This window comes from Adlercreutzia sp. St.1H8 (assembly GCF_059728655.1).
This window is the reverse complement of sequence record NZ_AP039376.1, coordinates 1,676,868-1,695,845: the sequence shown is the minus strand read 5'-3', so window position 1 is coordinate 1,695,845 and position 18,978 is coordinate 1,676,868. Positions and strand designations below refer to the sequence as shown.

9 protein-coding genes are annotated in these 18,978 nt (G+C 72.7%); 6 read left to right on the top strand and 3 right to left on the bottom strand.

The features are described from left to right. Positions 1 to 706 precede the first annotated feature (706 nt). Entirely contained in the window at positions 707 to 1,366 is a 660-nt protein-coding gene (nth, locus tag AC6I0Y_RS06555; protein ID WP_497730260.1) for an endonuclease III, read from the bottom strand. A gap of 289 nt (positions 1,367 to 1,655) precedes the next feature. On the opposite strand from nth, the gene mfd reads away from it, so the two are divergent. Continuing rightward, the gene (gene mfd, locus AC6I0Y_RS06550; RefSeq protein WP_497730258.1) at positions 1,656 to 5,795 is read left to right on the top strand and encodes a transcription-repair coupling factor; all 4,140 of its coding nucleotides are present in this window, start codon (positions 1,656 to 1,658) and stop codon (positions 5,793 to 5,795) included. Positions 5,796 to 6,390: 595 nt separating this feature from the next. Then, entirely contained in the window at positions 6,391 to 7,335 is a 945-nt protein-coding gene (locus tag AC6I0Y_RS06545) for an EamA family transporter (protein WP_497730256.1), read from the top strand. Between the two features lie 75 nt (positions 7,336 to 7,410). On the opposite strand, the gene AC6I0Y_RS06540 is transcribed toward AC6I0Y_RS06545, so the two are convergent. Next, the gene (locus tag AC6I0Y_RS06540; protein WP_497730255.1) at positions 7,411 to 8,763 is read right to left on the bottom strand and encodes an FtsX-like permease family protein; all 1,353 of its coding nucleotides are present in this window, start codon (positions 8,761 to 8,763) and stop codon (positions 7,411 to 7,413) included. Positions 8,764 to 9,001: 238 nt separating this feature from the next. Between AC6I0Y_RS06540 and AC6I0Y_RS06535 the strand changes: the two genes are divergently transcribed. Both AC6I0Y_RS06535 and AC6I0Y_RS06530 read left to right on the top strand, forming a co-directional pair. Next, on the top strand, positions 9,002 to 10,417 hold the full coding sequence (locus AC6I0Y_RS06535) for an MFS transporter (protein ID WP_497730253.1): 1,416 nt from the start codon (positions 9,002 to 9,004) through the stop codon (positions 10,415 to 10,417). Between the two features lie 598 nt (positions 10,418 to 11,015). Continuing rightward, on the top strand, positions 11,016 to 12,032 hold the full coding sequence (locus AC6I0Y_RS06530; RefSeq protein ID WP_497730251.1) for a VanZ family protein: 1,017 nt from the start codon (positions 11,016 to 11,018) through the stop codon (positions 12,030 to 12,032). Positions 12,033 to 12,190: 158 nt separating this feature from the next. Here the strand turns inward: AC6I0Y_RS06530 and AC6I0Y_RS06525 are convergent, their stop codons facing one another. After that, positions 12,191 to 13,276: a hypothetical protein gene (locus AC6I0Y_RS06525; protein ID WP_497730249.1), complete on the bottom strand. Its 1,086-nt coding sequence runs from the start codon at positions 13,274 to 13,276 to the stop codon at positions 12,191 to 12,193. Between the two features lie 825 nt (positions 13,277 to 14,101). Here AC6I0Y_RS06525 and AC6I0Y_RS06520 point away from each other — a divergent pair. Beyond that, positions 14,102 to 16,792: a YhgE/Pip domain-containing protein gene (locus tag AC6I0Y_RS06520; protein ID WP_497730248.1), complete on the top strand. Its 2,691-nt coding sequence runs from the start codon at positions 14,102 to 14,104 to the stop codon at positions 16,790 to 16,792. Continuing rightward, a complete protein-coding gene (locus AC6I0Y_RS06515) occupies positions 16,785 to 18,971 on the top strand; it encodes a YhgE/Pip domain-containing protein (protein WP_497730246.1) in 2,187 nt (728 codons plus the stop codon). Before AC6I0Y_RS06520 ends, AC6I0Y_RS06515 begins: the two co-directional genes overlap by 8 nt. The last annotated feature ends 7 nt before the right edge of the window (positions 18,972 to 18,978 follow it).

Below are 18,978 nucleotides of genomic sequence, written 5' to 3'. Positions count from 1 at the left end.
TTCTGGGGGCACGGCGGCGCAAGCGGCCGTTTGCGACCTGGGGAAACGCTGGGGCGGGGACGCCGGATGGCCTTCAGGTTGCGTAAACCGTAGGGAAATTGGCCAGGAACCTTTTTGGCGGCCCCCTGGGCAGCCGCGTCTCCCGGCGACGGCCTGCGGAGGCGCCGGCAGCCGGTGGGGCGGGGGTTCTCGGTTGAGGAAGGGCCTGGGAGGCCGGGGCGCTCGGGCGCAGTCGGTTCTGCCAGGGGCTCGCGGCTGGGCGCAGTCGGTTCTGCCAGGGGCTCGCGGCTGGGCGCGGGCGACCTCTGCCGGCGGTCTGCGGTAGGTCGATGACGCAGTCGGACGCGTCGCGGCGGGGTGGCGGTAGGGCCAGGTGAGGGCCGTCCTCTAGCCTTGGCGGCGACTTGCGGGCACGCGGCCGAGGGCGGGCTGCGTGTGAAGCGCCGGTGACTGCGAAGGGTATGGTCGGCGCGCTCTGAGGCGGCGGCGCCCGCGCGGGGGCGGCCGTGCCCCGCGTGCCGTCAGGCCGCACGACCTTTGCCGGGCAGCGCGCAGGGTGCGGTCACCTGCGTTCGGCAGCCGCTCTCTGCGGCGGGCGCCGTTCACGAGCGCCCATGCTGCCGGCAGTCGAGGCGCGCGCGGACGATCCGCTTTCCACCCGGGTAGAGCCGTTCGCGAGCGCCCGTGCCGCCGGCAGCCGAGGCCGCTACCAGCGGCCGCGGGTGGGGCAGAGGTCGCCGACGATGCAGTCGGCGCAGCGGGGGTTGCGGGCGCGGCAGAACTCCCGGCCGAAGTGCACCCACTGGTGGTTGATGTAGCCCCACTGGTTGTGCGGATACACCTTGAGCAGGACGTCCTCCACCTTCTGCGGCGTGTCGGCCGAGGGGCCGGCTAGCTTCAGGCGGTGGGCGATGCGGAAGACGTGGGTGTCCACGGCGATGCCCTGCGGGTCCTTGAAGGCCTCGCACATGACGCAGTTGGCCGTCTTGCGGCCGACGCCCGGCAGCTTCTGGAGCAGGTCCACGTCGGCGGGAACCTCGCCGCCGAAGTCGGCCATCACCGTTTGCGCGAGCGCCACGAGGTTCTTGGCCTTGCTGCGGAAGAACCCGAGCGAGCGGATGAGCTCGGCTACGTCGGCCGGGTCGGCCTGGGCCAGGGCTGCCGGCGTGGGATAGGCGGCGAACAGCGCCGGGGTGGCCTTGTTCACGGCCGCGTCGGTGCATTGGGCCGAGAGCACCACGGCGACGGTCAGCTCGAAGGGCGTGCGGTAGTCAAGCGACGCCTCGCCGAGGCCGTAGTGGTCGAACATGCGCTCCTCGATGAGCGCGGCGCGCTCGCGCTTAGAGGCGAGGGACTCGCGGGCCATGGGGCACCTCCCATCCGGTGGTCAACGGGCGGCCGACGCACGGGGCGCGGCCGCTCCTGATTATAGTAGACTTGGCGATGCGGCTGCGCGATCGTGAGCCTGCCCCGCCGCCGGCTGCGGCGTGGAAGGGGCTCTCCGATTCGCTGAGCCGCGCTTTCGGCATCTGCGCCGCGGTGATCCCGCGGCTTTTCGCGTTGCCCGGGCGTCTGGCTCGGCAGCTCGGCTCGTTGCGGGGCGCCCCCGCGCGTGCCGAGCCCGCCGAGGGGCTGCGGGCTCTAAGGAGGGCGCCATGCTCATCGACTCGCTCACGTTCGCGCTGGAGAGGTCCGGCTGCCTGGACGCGTTCTGGGGCAAGCTCGACGCGGGCGAGGACGCGACGCTGGGGGTGGCTGCCTCGGCGCGTCCCTTCCTCGTGGCCGCGCGCTTCGCCCATCGTCCTCAGCCGACGCTCGTCGTGGTGGCCGGCGAGGACGCGGCCGTCGCCTTCGCGCGCAACGTGGCCGCCTACGTGGGGGACGAGCGCGTGCTGCGCTTTCCCGAGCGCACCGACCACCCCTTCGCGCCCAAGCCGGCCGACCCGCGCCAGGTGGCCCGCCGCATGGAGGCGGCCCATGCCCTGCAGGCGGGGCGGCCCTGCGTGGTGGTGGCAAGCGCCCGGGCGCTTTCGCGCTGTCTGCTGCCGGCTGCCGAGCACATCGCCGATCCGCTCGTCTTCCGCGCGGGGGAGGAGCTGGCGGAGGCTGGCAACCCGGGCGTGGAGGAGATGGGGGACGTGGCCCGCGCACTCGAGGCCCGTGGCTACGCCAACACCGGAGAGCTGGACGGGCCGGGCACCTTCGCCGTGCGCGGCGGCACCATCGACGTGTTTCCGGGCAACCTGGTCTATCCGGTGCGGCTCGACTTCTTCGGCGACGAGGTGGACGAGATCCGGCGCATCGTGCCTTCCACGGGGCAGACCATCCAGGCCCTCGGCGAGGTGGCAATCTACCCGGTGTCGGAGCTTCCCGTCACCGAGGCTGTGCTGCGCCGGGCGCGCCGCGCCCTCGAGACTCCGGCGCTCACCAACCCGGCCCTGCGCGCCATCCTGGAGAACCTCGAGGGCGGCCTGCGCTTCGACGACGTTGACGCGGTGCTGCCCTACCTGACCAAGCGCACCGTCACGCTCGGCGACTACGCGGCCCCCGGCACGCTCACCGTGCTCGTGGAGCCGCGCTCGCTCTTCGACGATGCGGCCCATGCCTACGAGGAGCTGGCGGCGCGGGCGAAGGGGACGGGCATCGCGCTGGCGGGGCTCTACGCCGAGCCGACGGCCCTCGACTTCGGCGACGAGCTGCGCGCCACCTACGTGTCCATCATGCGCGTGGGCGGCGCCATCGACGATGAGCTGCCTGTGAAGCGCGCGGACGTGGCGGGCGCGCCGGACAAGCTGTTCGGCAGGCTCACGAGCCTCGTCCAGGCCGACTACACGGTGGTGTTCAGCGTGCCGAACTACCGCGCGCGTGAGGACATGAAGCTCGCGCTCGTCGATCGCGGCCTGCCCATCCAGGAGCGGCTTGACCTGGCCCTTGGCGAGGCGGGGCCCGACGGGGACGTCGCGGCGGGCGTCCCGGGCGCGGAGGAGGCCGAGGCCGTGGGCAGAACCGGCGCGCCGGCGCGTCGGGTGCTTGACGCGCCCGAGCGGCGCGTGGGCGACGAGGGGCTCGGAGCGGGGGAGGCCGACGCACACGGCGGGGCCGTCGCGCGCCGACGGCTGCGGCGCGGGGTGGTCAACATCGTGGACGTGGACGTTCCCCTGGGGATGATCATTCCCAGGGCGCGCCTGGCCCTCATCGCGCTTTCCGACACCCAGGGCGCCCAGACGGCCGCCCGGGAGCGGCGTGCCGTGGACATCACCGAGATCACCTTCCCTTACAAGCCGGGCGACTACGTGGTGCATGCCGCCCATGGCGTCGCGCTGTTCAAGGATCTCGTGCGTCGAGAGGTGGATGGCACCGAGCGTGACTACCTGCTGCTCGAGTACGCCGAGGGCGATAAGCTGTTCGTGCCGGTGGAGCAGCTCGACCGCGTGACGCGCTATGTGGGGCCTGAGGGGGCGAGTCCGCGGCTGACCAGGCTCAACACCTCCGACTGGTCGCGTGCGCTCGCCAAGGCGCGCAAGGCGACGAAGAAGCTCGCCTTCGATCTGGTGGATGTCTACGCGCGCCGCGCCGCCACCCAGGGCTACCGCTTCGGCGCCGACACGCCGGCCCAGCGCGAGATGGAGGAGGCGTTCCCCTACACCGAGACGCCCGACCAGCTCTCGGCCATCGCCGACGTGAAGGCCGACATGGCCTCGTCCAAGCCGATGGACCGCCTCATCTGCGGCGATGTGGGCTTCGGCAAGACCGAGGTGGCCCTGCGCGCGGCGTTCAAGGCTACCCAAGACGGCAAGCAGGTGATGGTGCTGTGCCCCACCACCATCCTCGCGCAGCAGCACTACGTCAACTTCCGCGAGCGCTTCGAGCCCTTCGGCGTGGACGTGGAGGTGCTCTCGCGCTTCCGCACGCCCGAGCAGCAGGCCGCGGCCCTCAAGGGCTTCGCGGAGGGGACGGTGCAGGTGCTCGTGGGCACGCACCGCCTGCTCTCGCGTGACGTGAACCCCCATGACCTGGGGCTGGTCATCATCGACGAGGAGCAGCGCTTCGGCGTGGGGCACAAGGAGCAGCTGAAGAACCTGCGCGAGTCCATCGACGTGCTGACGCTGTCGGCCACGCCCATCCCGCGCACCATGCAGATGTCGCTGTCGGGGGTGCGCGACATGAGCCTCATCCTCACGCCGCCTGACGAGCGGCGGCCTGTGAAGGTGCACGTGGGCGAGTGGGATCCCGACGTGGTGAGCGCCGCCATCCGCTTTGAGCTGGCGCGTGACGGGCAGGTGTACTACGTGTCCAACCGCGTGCGCTCCATCGACGACGCGGTGGCGCGCGTGCATGCTGCCGCCGGCGAGGCGCGGGTGGGCGTGGCTCACGGGCAGATGTCGAAGGAGGAGCTCGAGCGCGTGATGGAGGAGTTCGCCGCCGGTGAGCTCGACGTGCTGGTGGCCACCACCATCATCGAGAGCGGCATCGACAACCCGCACACCAACACGCTCATCATCGAGGACGCACAGCGCCTGGGGCTGGCGCAGATGTACCAGCTCAAGGGCCGCGTGGGACGCTCGTCGGCCCAGGCGTACGCCTACTTCATGTTCCCCGAGAACGTGCCGCTCACCGAGGAGGCCATGGCGCGCCTGACGGCCATCGACGAGCACCAAGACCTCGGCAGCGGCATGCGCATCGCCATGCGCGACCTGGAGATACGCGGCGCGGGCAGCCTGCTTGGCGCCGAACAGTCCGGCAACATGTCGGCAGTGGGCTTCGACCTGTTCGCGCAGATGCTCGCCCAGGCCGTGGCCGCCACGCGCGAGGGCGACGGCGCGGTGGACGGGCTGCCGCCGGCGCTGTCGGACATCACGGTGAACGTGCCGGGGCACACCTACCTGCCCGAGGAGTACCTCCCCGATGCCGACGAGCGCGTTCTGTGGTACCGCCGCATCGCCTCGGCGGGGACCGTGGGGGCCGTGGACGCCCTCGAGGCCGACTTGGAGGCGAAGCGGCCCGATATGCCGGCTGCCGCGCGCAACCTCATGGCGAAGGCGCGCATCCGGGCCTTCGCGGCCGAGCACGGCATTCGCGTGGTGTCGGTGACGGGCGGTAAGCTGGTGGTGGAGCCCATCGCGCTGCCGCGCGAGGCGCTCACGCCGCTGCACCGTGCCGGCGGCCGCTATGTGGCCGATCGCCGCAAGCTCACGCTGCCCGTGCGCCACTTCAAGCTCGACGAGCGCGATAACCTGCTGGCTCCCGTGGCGCGCTACCTGGCCGAGCTGGTGGGGGAAGCCGGGGAGGCGGCGGGCGCCGGGACTGACGCGGGCGCAGGGGTCGGCGCCGGTGTCGCAATGTCGTGCGATAAGGGAACAAGTGTTTCACGTGAAACACGGGAAAGCGGAGGGCGGAAGTCGGGCGCAGGGGCGCGGGGCGCTGGCGCGGGCGCGTCTGGCGCGAAGGCGGGGGAGGCCGGCCGGGCGAGCTACGCGCGAGGGCGGACGACGGGGACGAGCAGCGTGGTGCGCACATCGCGCGCGTCGGCCATTCCTCGTGACGGATTGGGGAGCGCGGGCGTGGGAAGCGCGGCGCGCAAGGGCGGAACAGATGTTTCACGTGAAACATCCGCGTCGAGCGGCGCGACCAGCGCGGGCGATGCGGCTGCGGCGAGCGGAACGCGGAGCGGCGGAAGGGTAGCCGGCGGGCGTGCCGGGCGGCGCGCCATCACCGAGGCCCGCGGCGAGGCGGCCCGCGAGCGCCTGGCCGAGCGTCGCGCCCGTCGCGCCCGAGAACGCGGTGGGGCTGAGTAGGCCCGCCGCGCCCGAGAACGCGGTGAGGCCGAGTAGGCCCGCTGCATTCGCGGACTCGTCCCCTGGCTGGCTTTGGCCTTGCGCAGCCCCTTCTTCCGCGTGTCTCTGCGGGCCTTCGCCCTTGTTCGCAGGCGGCCGACGCGCTAGTCGACGCCGAGTCGGTCGGATGCTCGGCGCATTCTCCTTGCCGCGGGCTTGCATTCGGGCGTGACCGGGCTCTTGCCGCGGCGGCGCGCGGTTGCCGGGCCCTTGGGCGCGTGCGGAGGCGACGGGAGACGCACTGCAAAGTCGCGATCGCCTGCCAAGGCCCTCTGGCGCTTTCCGTCTTTTCGCATCCCGCTGCCTGCGCGCCTTCGCCTCTCGGCCTTGCCCCCTCGGAGTCTTCGGCTGGCGTTTTCCGTCTCTGGCGGAGGGCGTCGTGGGATAATCGGGCATCGTTGCGGGCGCAGCTTCGCGACGCCGGCGCCAACGATGCGCGTGGGATCCAGGCGAGCGAGGTCGCGCGCCTGCGGGAGTGAGGGCGAGCGCCTTGTCGGGGGTCCTGGCGGGTGCCCGAGAGACGAGCCGCCGGGTGCGGCGGGGAAAGGGGGGAGACGTGGCTGAGCGGAAGGCCGAACGGGCGCGCGGGCTCGTGTGCGCGCTGGCGGGGGCGTCGCTCTGGGGCGTCTCGGGCGCGTGTGCCCAGTTCCTCCTGGACGGCTACGGCGTCACGCCGACCTTCGTCACCGCCGCGCGCGCCCTGACGGCCGCGGCGCTGTTCGTCGTGCTGCTGGCCGCGCGCTATCGCGCGGCCGTGGCGGCCATCCTGCGCGACGGCGCGGCCCGGCGCGGCACGGCCCTCTTCGGCGTGGCGCTCTTCCTCAGCCAGTTCACGTTTGCCGCGTCGGTGGGGGCCACCAACGCCGGCACGGCGACGGTGCTCCAGAGCCTGGCCGTCGTCCTCATCATGCTCCTCGCCTGCGCGCGCCGCCGGGCACTGCCGCGCCTGGGCGATGCCGCGGGGCTCGCGTGCGCGCTGGCGGCTACGTGGCTCATCGCCACCCAGGGCAACCCAGGCGCGCTGCAGCTGCCTCCGGACGGCCTGGCCTGGGGCTTGGTGAACGCGTTATCAGTGACCTTCTATATCATGTATCCGAAGCGGCTTTACGCGCGGTTCGGGAGCCTGCCCGTCGTGGGGTGCGGCATGATGGCGAGCGCCGCCGTGAGCCTGGTCGTATGGGCGCTGGGGGGCCTGTGGGGCGCGCCGCCGTCGCTGCCTGCGCTCGACGCGACGGGTGCTTTGGTGCTCGTGGCGGGGGTGGGCGTGCTGGGCACCTTCGTCGCCTTCGGGCTCTATCTGACGGGCGTGGCGACGGTGGGGCCGGTGGCGGGCGGCCTGCTCGGCGCCGTGGAGCCGGCGAGCGCCACGGCGTTGGCGGCGCTCTGGCTCGGCACCGTCGTGAGCGCCGCCGACGGGGCGGGTCTGGCGCTCATGGTGGCGATGATCGTGCTGGTGAGCAGGGCTCCGGCTCCGGGGGGAGCCTCGGGGTCGAGGCCCTGAGGCCGCCGCGCTTTGCGGTTGGGGCGCTGCCCTGGCCGCCGCGCCGGCCCGCCCGCCCGAGGCCTCGTGGCGCGTCTAGCGCCCCAGCATGCGCACGCACTGGCGCGCGGTGATGAGGTAGTAGGCCCCCATGAGCGCCAGGGTGCCGCCAACGGTGCCGCCGATGATGGCGGTGAGCTGGGTGGCGCCGAGCGCGAGGGAGAGGAACAGCACGAGCAGCATCCCGAAGGCGTCGTGGACGAGCGCGAAGGCGATCGGCGCGACGAAGTAGACGCCCACCTGGGCGCGCACGGCGGTGACGCGCATCGCGCGCGGGGCGCCCAGGTCGTCGAGGAGCCGGTAGCGCGAAAGGCTGTCGGCCGCCTCGGAGAGCTGCTGGAGCGCGAGCACGGCCGCGGCGGTCACGAGGAACGTCGCGCCGTAGAAGATGCCCGCGTAGGCGACGGGGGCGAGCGTCTCGCCGCTGCCGAGCGGGCTCTCGCGCAGGCCGACGCTGAAGGCGAGCCCCGTCGTGATCATGCACACGGCCACGGCGACGAGCGCGCATACGCAGGCCATGGCGTTGGAGCTCGCGCACACCCGGGCCTCCACCTGGCGCAGCGTGAAGCTGTGCAGGCTCGTCCAGTACCAGTTGGGGCAGCGTCGGCGCAGGAAGTCGGGTAGGCGCGTGGCCGTGTAGCGGAAGATCAGGCCCGTGCCGAGCACCGCGACCACGCCATAGGGGAGCATGAGCCCGACGAAGAGGGCCGGCTGCAGCAGGCAGGTGCCCCAGACGAACGCGAGCAGCGCGATCCCCACGATGAGCTGCGCGCGGCCGGTCAGGCGGCCGAGCCCGCGCGGTTGGTCGGGGCGCCGGGCGGCGCCCATGAGCTCGCCGAGGGACTTCTGGCGCATCGTCCTCATGCCGAGCAGCGTGGCCAGCGCCATGACGGCGGCGAAGGAACCCGCCGTCCAGAGCGCCGCGTCCGGCGACCAGGTCAGCACCGGCTTCCACGGCACGCCGAACACGAAGGCCGCCGCGGCGCCGAAGAGGGGAGAGGCCGCGCAGCCCAGCGCGAGGCCCGCGGCGAGGGCCCCCGCGCCCACCAGGGTTCCCTCGAGCGCCAGGATGACCGCCATCTCCCCGCCGCCCATCCCGAGCAGCGCGTAGGTTCCGAACTCGTGCGAGCGGCGCCGCAGGATGAAGCGATTGGCGTAGGTGATGAGGAAGGCGAACACGAGCACGGTGAACGTCGAGAACGCCTGCATCGCGCCGCCGGCTTTTTCGTAGATGGCGCGTTGGTCGGGCGTGAGGTCGAGGGCGAGCAGGTAGTCGGTCGACGACGTGAAGGCGTAGAGGAGGCATGCCGCGAAGGTGAGCGTGGCGAAGTAGACGGAGTAGTCGGCGACGGAGCGGCGCACGTTGCGCAGCGCGAGCTTGAGGTGCATCGGAGGTCCTTCCCTTTGGTCTGCCCCCATGGTAGGCGCCTGCCTGCCGCCGGGCCATCGAAGTTGCTTGCATGGCGGTGACACTTTCGTAAGGGGAGCGGCGTTGTGCTAGACTGCGCGATGCAGAACGCGGTTACCGGCACTCGCGCCCAGTAATATCTACGCTGCCCGCGGCCGCCCCGCCTCGTGCTGGGCCGTCGCGTCCCCCTCGAAGGCGATACGGAAAGGATGGCGGCTCATGGCGGGCAGCTCCCTCGCGCCGCTGCTGGCGGTGCTCTACGGCAGCGGGTTTCTGGCTGGATTCAACGAGAACCTGGTGAACATGGCGCTCGTCCCCATCATGGGGGAGTACGGCGTCGGGTCGGTGACGGCCCAGTGGCTGGTCACCGGCTACATGATCGCGGTCACCGTGGTGGTGACCTGCATGGCGTTCCTCTACCGGCGCTTCGCCGTGCGACGGCTGTTCCTGGCTGCGGCGGGCTTAAGCTTCGCCGGGTCGCTCGGCGGCCTGGTGGCGCCGGGGTTCGCGGCGCTCGTGGCCGCGCGGCTCGTGCAGGCTGTGGGCACCGGCATCTTCATCCCCCTCGTGATGAACGTGATCGTCTCGCGCCTGCCGCGGGCGTCGATGGGCACCTACCTGGCCCTCGGCAGCTCGATGATCACGCTCGGGCCGGCGCTCGCGCCGGTGGTGACGGGGTTTATGGTGAGCGGGCTGGGGTGGCGCAGCGTCTTTCTCGTGCCGCTCGCGGGCGCCGCGCTTCTGGCTGCAGCTGGCTGGACGGTGGTGCGCGGCGGGGAGTCGTCGCCTGAGGTGCGGCTCGACGCGCCGTCGGCGGCGCTGGCCGCGGCGGGCCTGGTGGCGCTCTCCTTCGGGCTGTCCGAGGTGGCGCTCGCACCGGCGCGCGGCGGGGCGGCGCTCGTGGCGGCGGCGCTGGCCGTGGCGGCCTTCGTGCGGCGCTCGCGGCGCTGCGCGCATCCGCTCGTGAGCCTGGAGCCGCTGCGCAGCCCGGCGTTTCGCCCGGCGGCCGTGCTCGTGGTGGTGGCGATGATGACGTCGTTCTCGCTGAGCGTGATGGTGCCGCTGTACCTGGAGGGCGCCGGGGGCATGTCGGCCGCGGCGGCGGGAGGCCTTCTGCTCGGGCCGGTGCTCTGCAACGCGGGGGCTACGGTGTGGGGCGGCCGCGTGATGGACCGCCGCGGCGAGTGGCCGCTTTTGCCCGTCGGGTTCGCGATTGCGGCTGCGGGGCTGGCCGCGGCGGCGGCCGGGGCCCTGGTGGGATCGCTTGCCGCGGTGATGGCCGGCGTGTTCGCCGGCTACGCCGGGTCGGGCCTGCTGCTCTCGCCCGCGCAGACGGCGGGGCTGAGGACGCTGCCCGACGACCAGAACCCCCATGGCGTGGCGCTCATGTCCACCTCCGTGCAGCTGGCGGCCTGCGTGGGGCCGGCCACCTACATCGGCGTGATGGCGGCGGTGGAGGCGCGCGTGGCGGCGCTGGCGACAGCGGGTGCGGGCGCGCTGGCCGTCGACGCGGCGTCTGCCGGGTTCGCGGCGGCCGAGGCGCTCGCCTGCGTCGTGGCCCTGGCCGGCCTGGCGGTGGCCGTGCGCTACGCAAGGCGGATGCGCCGCGAGCGGGCGGCGCGGGTCGCGCGCTAGGCCCCGCGCCCGGCGTCGGCTGCTGCCGCGCGCTAGGCCCCGCGCGCCTGGGGGCATGCGTCGGCCCGCCGTGCGCTTCCCGTCGCCGAGCCGCGTGAGCGCGTGCCCGGCGCCTCCGGGGCACGCGTCGGCCGTCGACCCTGCGCTCCGTGCCAGCCCGCCGCGCGCTTCTCGCCGCTCACTCACGCGAGCGTGCGCCCTGCCCCCGGGGGCGTCGGCCGTCGCCTCCTGCGCCAGCCCGCTTCGCGCTCCCCGTCGCCAGGCCGCGTGAGGGCGATCTCCGGCTTCCGAGGCTCGCGTCGCCGCGTCCCGGGCGCCGGGCCCTCCCTCGGGCTCGACGCCAGGCATCGCTGCTCCTCGCTCCTGCCCCAGTCCGCCGCCGCGCTTCGCCGCCGATCCGCGCGACGGGACGCCCTGCGCGCGGATCGCCTCCCGCTGCCAAATCGCCCGGCAGCGCGTTCCCGCCGCGTCCTGGGCCCGGGCCTTCCTCATCCCTTACGTCTTCGTCATCTTTCTCCCGCGTCTCGCGGGGGCTGCTATGCTGGCTCGCGGCCGGGCGTTCGCGCCTGGTCGCGTCGGCGAGGGCGAGGAGGGCCTCATGGGCATGGTCAAGCGCTTCTTGGGAAGCTACAGCGAGAACTTCGCCGTGGCTTTGGGCCTGTGGCCCTTCATGTCGCTGGCGCTCACGCTGCCCATCCTGGCCTACCTCTACCATCGGGACGGGCGGCTGCGGCTGGGAACGGCCGTCGGCGCCTACCTGACCGTCCTCTACGGGCTGGGGCTCGTGTGCCTGACGCTCTACCCGCTGCCCTCGGGCGACTCCGGCCCTGGCATCACCTACGGCATCCCGCCGCAGCTCAACCCGCTCGCCTTCGTGGGCGACCTACGGCGGGAGGGGGTGGCGGCCCTGCCCCAGATTCTCGCCAACGTCGTCTTCTTCGTACCCCTCGGGTTCATCGCGGGGCGCCTGTTTCGCTGGGGCCTGGCGCGCACCGCGCTGGCGGGGCTGGCCGTGTCGCTCCTGGTGGAGACGGCCCAGCTCACCGGCGTGTTCGGCATCTACGCCTATGCCTACCGCACCTTCGACGTGGACGATCTCATCTACAACACGGCCGGCGCCCTCGTCGGCTGGCTGCTCGCCGTCGTGGCGGCGCGGGTGCTGCCGCCGGCTGACGAGGCGGGGCCTGTGCCGGTGACTGATGAGCCGGGCTTCGTGCGGCGGGCGGTGGCCTTGTGGCTCGACTCCCTGTTGATGGGCGTGGCGTGGCTGGTGCTGGTGTCCGGCGTGCAGGTGGCCGCCTCGGCCGCCGGCGTCAGCTTGGGCGAGCTTCCCGGCCCGCTCGGCGACCATCGCTGGATGCTCCTTCTGGGCGCGGTCGTGCTCGTGGTGGTGGAGGGCGTGGTACCGGCCCTGCGCGCCGGGCGCACCCTCGGCGGCGGGTTCGTGCGGATGACCTGCGAGACGCGCCCGCGCCGAGGGTGGCGCCGGGCGCTGTTCTACGTCGGGCGCCTGGTGGTGCTGGGCGCGGTGCTGGCGTGGCCGTTCGCCGGCGTGCCCCTGGCGGCGCTGTTCTACGCCCTCGTGCGCCAGATGCCCTACGACCTGCTGCCCTAAGGGCCGCTGGACCGTGTCGCGGGGAGCGCCCGGCCGGCCTCGGGCGGGCCGGCGGCTCGCGTCGCGGAGGGCTCCCTCTGCGGTTTCGGGCGCGGCGGCAGGCGGCCTCGGGGCGAGGCGCCGTGGCGCGGCCTCAGGCGGTCTCTCGGCGCGACCCGCTACAGGGCCAGCGCGTAGATCTGACCGGCGCCGTAGAGCTTGCCGAAGTGGTACTTGTCGCTGGCGGATTCCTCGCTCACGTAGACGAGGCCGCCGTGGGACTCGATGCCCTCGGTCATGGGCGGCGCAGCCACGTCCTCGACGAGCGAGCGCCCGTCCAGGCAGTAGAGCGGCACGTCTGCGAGGGGGTCGGGCGCGCCCGCAGCGCCGGCGCTTCCGCTTGCGGCGCCTCCGTCCGCGGCGCCGTCGGATTCCCTCCCGTCCGCCAGCGCCGTGGCGGAAAGCGTGCCGTCGGGCTCGAGCGAGGCGGCGTCGTAGACAAGCAGGTGCGACGTGGCCAGGCCGAACGACTGCGAGAGCACGATGCCGCCGTCAGGCGTGGCGCACACCCCCTGGATCATCCCCGGGATGGAGTAGGCCGCCGCCGGCTCGGCGGCGAAGCCCCACTGCGCGGCCGGGTCGGCGGGGAACGCGAACATGAGCGAGGGGTTCTCGGTGCCGTCGGGCGTGGTCATGCGCCAGCTGGCCGGCGTCTCGTAGTCGCCGGGGTGGTAGAACGCGCCGGCATACATGATCTCGCCCTCCACGTTCATGAACGAGGGGGAGAACCCCAGCTCCACGCGCCCGAGCACGGGCACTGCCTGATCATCGGGCGCGTCGGCGACGGAGGCCTCGTCGGTGACGAGATAGCCGCCCTCGCAGGCCACGTAGACGCGCCCCTCTGCGCTCGTCACCGCCGAGCCGTGGCCGTCGTAGAGGCTGCCGTCGGGAAGGCGCAGGAACACGCGCGTGACGCTGCCGTCGGCCGCGCGACGGTAGAGCGGCGAGGGCGAGCCGTCGGCCTGGTAGCCGCTGAAGAGCCAGGTCTGGCCGTCGTCGAGGCAGTCGAGGTCCTGGCAGACGAAGCCTACGCCCGCGCCGGGGATGGGAAAGGCGCGCTCGGCGCGCTCGTAGAAGGGGGCGAAGGCGACGCGCACGTAGCCGTTGACGCCGATCACGGTCACGACGCCGAGGGCGACGATGACACCGAGCGCGATGAGCAGCGCGCGGGCGGGGCGCGGGAGGGACGATGCGGGCTTGGCCATGGGGCGCTTCCTTTCAGACGGCGGAGGGGACGCGTCCGCACCCCCGCGGAGAAGCGTAGCGCTGCGGATCGCTCACCGGCCCCATCGGTCATGTAACCGTGACTTGCCCGCTCCCGATTGCGCGCGATAATTGAGGGGGAAGGTAAGCGCACGCCCGGCTCGCGCCCGCAGGGTCCCGCCCGCCGGTTCGGGCCGACTGACGGGCATCCGGCGGTTCGCCCGGGCCGCAGAGCCCGCGCCCGCCGACGCGCCGCTCGCGGGGCTCGCGTTTGGCCCGAGCCGCGAGGCTCGCCGGGCTGTCGGCTCGCGGGGCTCGCCGGCTCGGGGCCGCGCTTCCGGTGCGCTGGCTCGCGGGTTCGCCGGGCCGTCGGGTCGTCGGGCGCGAGTGTTTCACGTGAAACACTCGTCCGCCCCGCGCGAGCGTTGGGCGGCGCGCCTTCCGCTCGCGCAGGACGGCAGCCTGTTCGGCTCGCGGGGCTCGTGCCCACCGGCTCGTCCGGGCGCCCGGGTCGTCTGCTCTGCGTCCGTCAGGCCCTCGGATGGCCGGGTTGGGGGACTTGCCGGGTCGAGGACTTGCGCTCGCGGGTTCGCCGGGCCGTCGGGTCGTCGGGCGCGAGTGTTTCACGTGAAACACTCGTCCGCCCCGCGCGAGCGTTGAGCGGCGCGCCCTCCGCTCGCGCGGGCTGCGCGACGCCTGCCGTTGGGCCGTGCGCCGGGCAGTCCTTTCGCTGCGGTTCCCATACGAAGGGACGGTTGCGTTTTATACCACAAGTGGGGTATTATGACCCCTTCGAACGTCGGCATCGAGGAGAGGGGTGGGCATCCATGGGCAATATCGGGCGCGTGCTCAAGCGCGACCTCCTGCGCCTCCTCAAGACGCCTCCTGCCCTGGTGGTGGTCGTGGCGCTGCTCGTGCTTCCCTCCGTCTACACCTGGTACAACGTCATCGGCTTCTGGAATCCCTACGACAACACGGGCAACCTGCGCGTGTGCGTGGTCAACCAGGATGAGGGGGGCTCGTCCGAGCTGACCGGCGAGCTGCACGTCGGGGACATGATCGTGGAGAAGCTGCACGAGAACGACCAGCTCAAATGGGACTTCACCGATTATGACGACGCCATGGCCCAGCTGGACTCCGGCCAGGCCTACGCCGCCTTCGTCATTCCCCCCGACTTCACCGCCGACCTGCTCACGCTGACCACCGGCGACTTCACCCAGCCCGCCATCTCCTACTATGTCAACGAGAAGGCGGGGCCGGTGGCCCCTAAGATCACCGATGCGGGCGCCACCACCTTAGACGAGACCATCAACTCCACCTTCGTCTCCACGGTGAGCGACGTGGTGGCCGACTCCGTGGACGAGGCCTACGACCGCTCCCAGGAGGCGGTGGGCGCCTCCCGCGACAGCGCGGCGGGCAAGCTCGCCGAAGCCGAGGCCGCCGTGGCCGGTGCGCGCGAGGCCCTCGGCCGGGTGTCCGAGGCCACCTCCCAGGCCCGGGAGCGCGCCGATGCCGCCCGCGCCGAGCTCGACCAGGCGCGGACGTCCGTGGACGCCGCCGCGCGATCACTCGCCGCCGTGGGGGATCTGACGGCGCGTACCCAGGAGGGGCTGGGCGCCTTCGCGTCGGCGGCCATGCCGGCCGTGGGCCAGGGGCTCACCGGCATCTCCCAGGCCGCGGCCCGCGCTGACGGGGCCGTGAGGAACCTGAACGAGGCCGTGGCCGGCGCCCAGGAGGGCATCGGCGCCACCATCGGCCAAGGCAGCGCCGCCGTCGAGCGCGCCGAGGCCCTGGCCGCCCAGCTGCGCGCCGCCGCCGAGGCGCTGCCCGAGGACGATCCGCGTCGCGCGCCGCTCGTGGCTGCGGTGGACGAGCTCGACCGCCGCAACGCCGACGCGCGCCAGGCCCTCGGGGCGCTGGGCGACCTCAACGCCGAGGCCGGCTCCGTGTCCTCCGCGGCCGCCTCGGCCTCGGCCGCCCTCGGCCAGGCCGTTGACGCGGCCACTACTCAGGCCGGCGGCTACTCCGACGCGCTCTTCGGCACCACGCTGCCGGCGGTGCAGGGGGCGCTCTCGTCGCTCTCCGAGGCCTCCGCGGCGCTCTCGAGCGCCGTGTCGGGCCAGCAGCTCGTCATCGACCAGGCCAAGGGCTCGCTGGCCCAGCCCGTGTCCACCTTGGACGCGGCCGCCGACGCGGTGTCCCAGACCGACGGCCTCCTAGCCGGCCTCCAGGAGGAGATGACCCTCGTACGCACCGACGTGATGGCTGTCGGGCAGTCCGACCTGATCATGCGCTTGTTCGGTATCGAAGGGCTCGACGCCTCCAAGATCGCCGACTTCATGGGGTCGCCCACGGACCTGGTCACCGAGCAGCTCTACCCGCTCAACGCCTACGGCTCGGCCATGGCGCCGCTGTTCATGAACCTCACCTTCTGGATCGGCGCCTTCATGCTGCTGGTCATCATGAAGCAGGAGGTAGACGCCGAGGGCATCCCCGGCCTCACCCTGGCCCAGCGCTACCTCGGGCGCTTTTTGCTGCTGGCCTCCATGGCGGTGCTCCAGGCGCTCATCTGCTGCGCGGGGGTGCTCGCCATCGGGGTGCAGGCGGTCAATGCGCCGGCTCTGTTCTTCGCCGCGGCGGTCACGTCGCTTTCGTACCTGAGCATCATCTACGCGCTATCGGTGACGCTCCAGCACATCGGCAAGGGCATCTGCGTCGTGCTCGTGTTCGCCCAGATCCCCGGCGCCACGGGGCTCTATCCCATCGAGATGACCTCGGGGTTCTTCCAGGCCATCTACCCGTTCTTCCCCTTCACCTACGGCATCGGCGCCATGCGCGAGGCCATCTTCGGCTTCTACGGCACCCAGTACGCCGGCGACCTGGCCATGCTGGCCCTGTTCTTCGTCGCGTTCATGGCGTTCGGGCTGCTGGTGCGCCCGCTCATGGCCAACGTGAACCTCATGGTGGCCGACCAGGTGCGCGCCGGCGGGCTGTTCAACGGCGAGCGGGTGGAGGTGCCGCGGCGCCCCTACCGGTTCTCACAGGTGGTGCGCGTCCTGGCTGACCGCGACGTGTACCGCGCGCAGCTGGAGGATCGCTACGAGCGATTCCGCCGCTGGTACCCGCGGCTCATCCGCGGTGCGGTGGTGGTGGGCGTGGCGGTGCCGGCGGCGTTGGCCGTGGTGCTGGCGCTCACCCCGGCGGAGAAGGTGTGGGTGCTCACGTTCTGGCTTGGGTTCATCGCCGTGCTCTTCGTGTTTTTGGTGGTGGTGGAGAGCCTGCGGTGCAGCTTCGAGCGCCAGCTGCGCCTGGGCGCGCTCTCCGACGACCAGCTGCTGGGGCTCTGCGCCGAGCGCGGCTCGGTGACGGGCGGGGAAGCCGTCCCGCCTGCGCCCGTGCCCGCCGCCGCGCCTGCGGTCCCCGACGCCCCGGCCCGCTGGGGCGCGGCCATGCTGCGTGGCGAGGGGGCGGCCCCGCGCGAGGACGCAGCGCGCCGAGAGGAGGATCGCCGTGAATAACATCGCGCGCATCTTCCGCGACGACTGCCGCCGGCTGTTCGCCAACGTGGTGTCCGTCATCATCGCCGCAGGCCTGGTGGTGATGCCCTCCATCTTCGCCTGGTACAACGTCATCGCCTGCTGGAACGTCTTCGACAACACGGGCAACCTCACCGTGGCCGTGGCCAACGCCGATGAGGGCTACCAGAGCGATCTGGTGCCCCTGCGGGTGAACGTGGGCGAGCAGGTGGTGAGCGCGCTGCGGGCGAACGACCAGATAGACTGGGTCATCACTACTGAGGACGATGCCGTGGACGGCGCGCGCTCGGGCCGCTACTACGCGGCAGTGGTGATCCCGCCGGAGTTCAGCCGCGACATGCTGACCTTCTACGCCGAGGACTCCGAGCACGCCAAGATCATCTACTACGCCAACGAGAAGAAGAGCGCCATCGCGCCCAAGATCACCGACCGCGGGGCCGACACAGTGTCCTACCAGGTGAACGAGGTGTTCGCCGAGACGCTCTCGGAGGTGGCCCTCGGCGTGGCGGAGTCGTTCTCGCGCCTGGCCGACGAGGGGGACCTCGACGGGCGCGTGGCGGATCTGGCCGACCACGCGCGGGGCCTGGCCGACTCGGCCGAGCGGGCCTCGTCGGTGCTGGGGCTCTACTCGTCGCTGGCCCAGACGGCTCGCGACTTGGTGGACGGGTCGGCTGCGCTGGCGGCCTCGGCGCGCGCGGGCATCGACGGGGCGTCGGACGCCGCGGGCCAGGGCATCGCCGCGGCGCGCACAGCCGCCAACGCGCTGCGTTCGTCGGGCACGGGGCTCTCCGACGCGCTGGCGGCCAGCTCCGCGGCCTTCGACGCGGCCGCGGGGTCGGTGGACGGGGTGTTCGACGCGATGTCGGGATCCACGGCCACGAGCGCCGCGCACCTGCGCGAGCGGGCTCAGGCCCTCGACGCCCAGGTGGGCGCCTACCGCGACCTGGCCGTGCACCTGCGCGAGCTGGCCGCCGGCGCCCCCGAGGCCGAGCAGGCGGCCCTGGAGCACGCGGCGCAGGGGATGGACGCCGTGGCCGAGCTGGTCGTGTCGATGCAGGGCAATCTGCGCGCGGCCGCCGACAAGCTGGAGGCGGGCGACGCCGCGGCCCAGGCCGACCGCGAGGCTGCGCGCCAGCAGGCTGCCGAGGCCCGTGATCGCATCGACGCGCTGAAGGCCGACTTCGACGAGCACCTGGGGCCCGAGCTCGACCAGCTGGCCGCGGACTCGGCCACCCTGGCCGACGGGCTGGAGACGGCCCTCGGCAAGCTCGACGCCGCCGGAGGCGAGCTTGCCGCCTCAGCCGGGTCGGCGGGGGAGTCGCTCGACGCCGCCTCGGCCAAGATCGACGAGGCCGCTGCCGGGCTGGCGGGCGCCGCCTCCCAGCTGCGCGAGATGGCCGATGCCGTGGACGCTGCCCTCGCCGCGGGTGACCCCCAGGCCCTGCGCGACGTGCTCAACGCCGACGCCCAGGCGCTCTCCTCCGCCCTGGCGGCCCCCGTGGCGGTGGAGCGCGTGGCGGTGTTCCCGGCCGAGAACTTCGGGTCGGCCATGGCGCCGCTCTACACGACGCTCGCCCTGTTCATCGGCTCGTTGCTCATCCTGGTGGTGGTCAAGCCCACGGTGTCGGCGCGCGACCAGGCCGACCTGCGCGACCCCAAGCCCCGCCAGCTGTTCCTCGGCCGTTTCGGCGTGATGGCGCTGCTGTCGCTCGCGCAGACCACCCTCATGGGGCTGGGCAACCTCTTCTTCCTGCAGGTGCAGGCAGCCCACCCCTGGCTGCTGATGCTGTGCTTCTGGACGGCGGGGCTTGTGTTCACCTTCCTCATCTACGCGCTGGTGGCCGCCTTCGCCAACCTGGGCAAGGCGATGGCGGTGCTGCTGCTCATCGTGCAGGTGACTGGCTGCGGCGGCTCGTTCCCGCTGCAGCTGCTGCCCGGGTTCGTGCAGGCGCTCAGCCCCTGGCTGCCGGCCACCCACGTGGTGAACGCCATGCGCGCGGCCATGATGGGCACCTACGGCGCCGACTACTGGGTGCAGATGGGGCAGCTCATGCTGTTCGTGGTGCCGGCTGCGCTCATCGGGCTTGTACTGCGCCGGCCGCTTGCGCGGTTCATGGCATGGTACGTCGAGCAGGTGGAGTCCTCGAAGCTGGTGGGCTAGGTCGGGC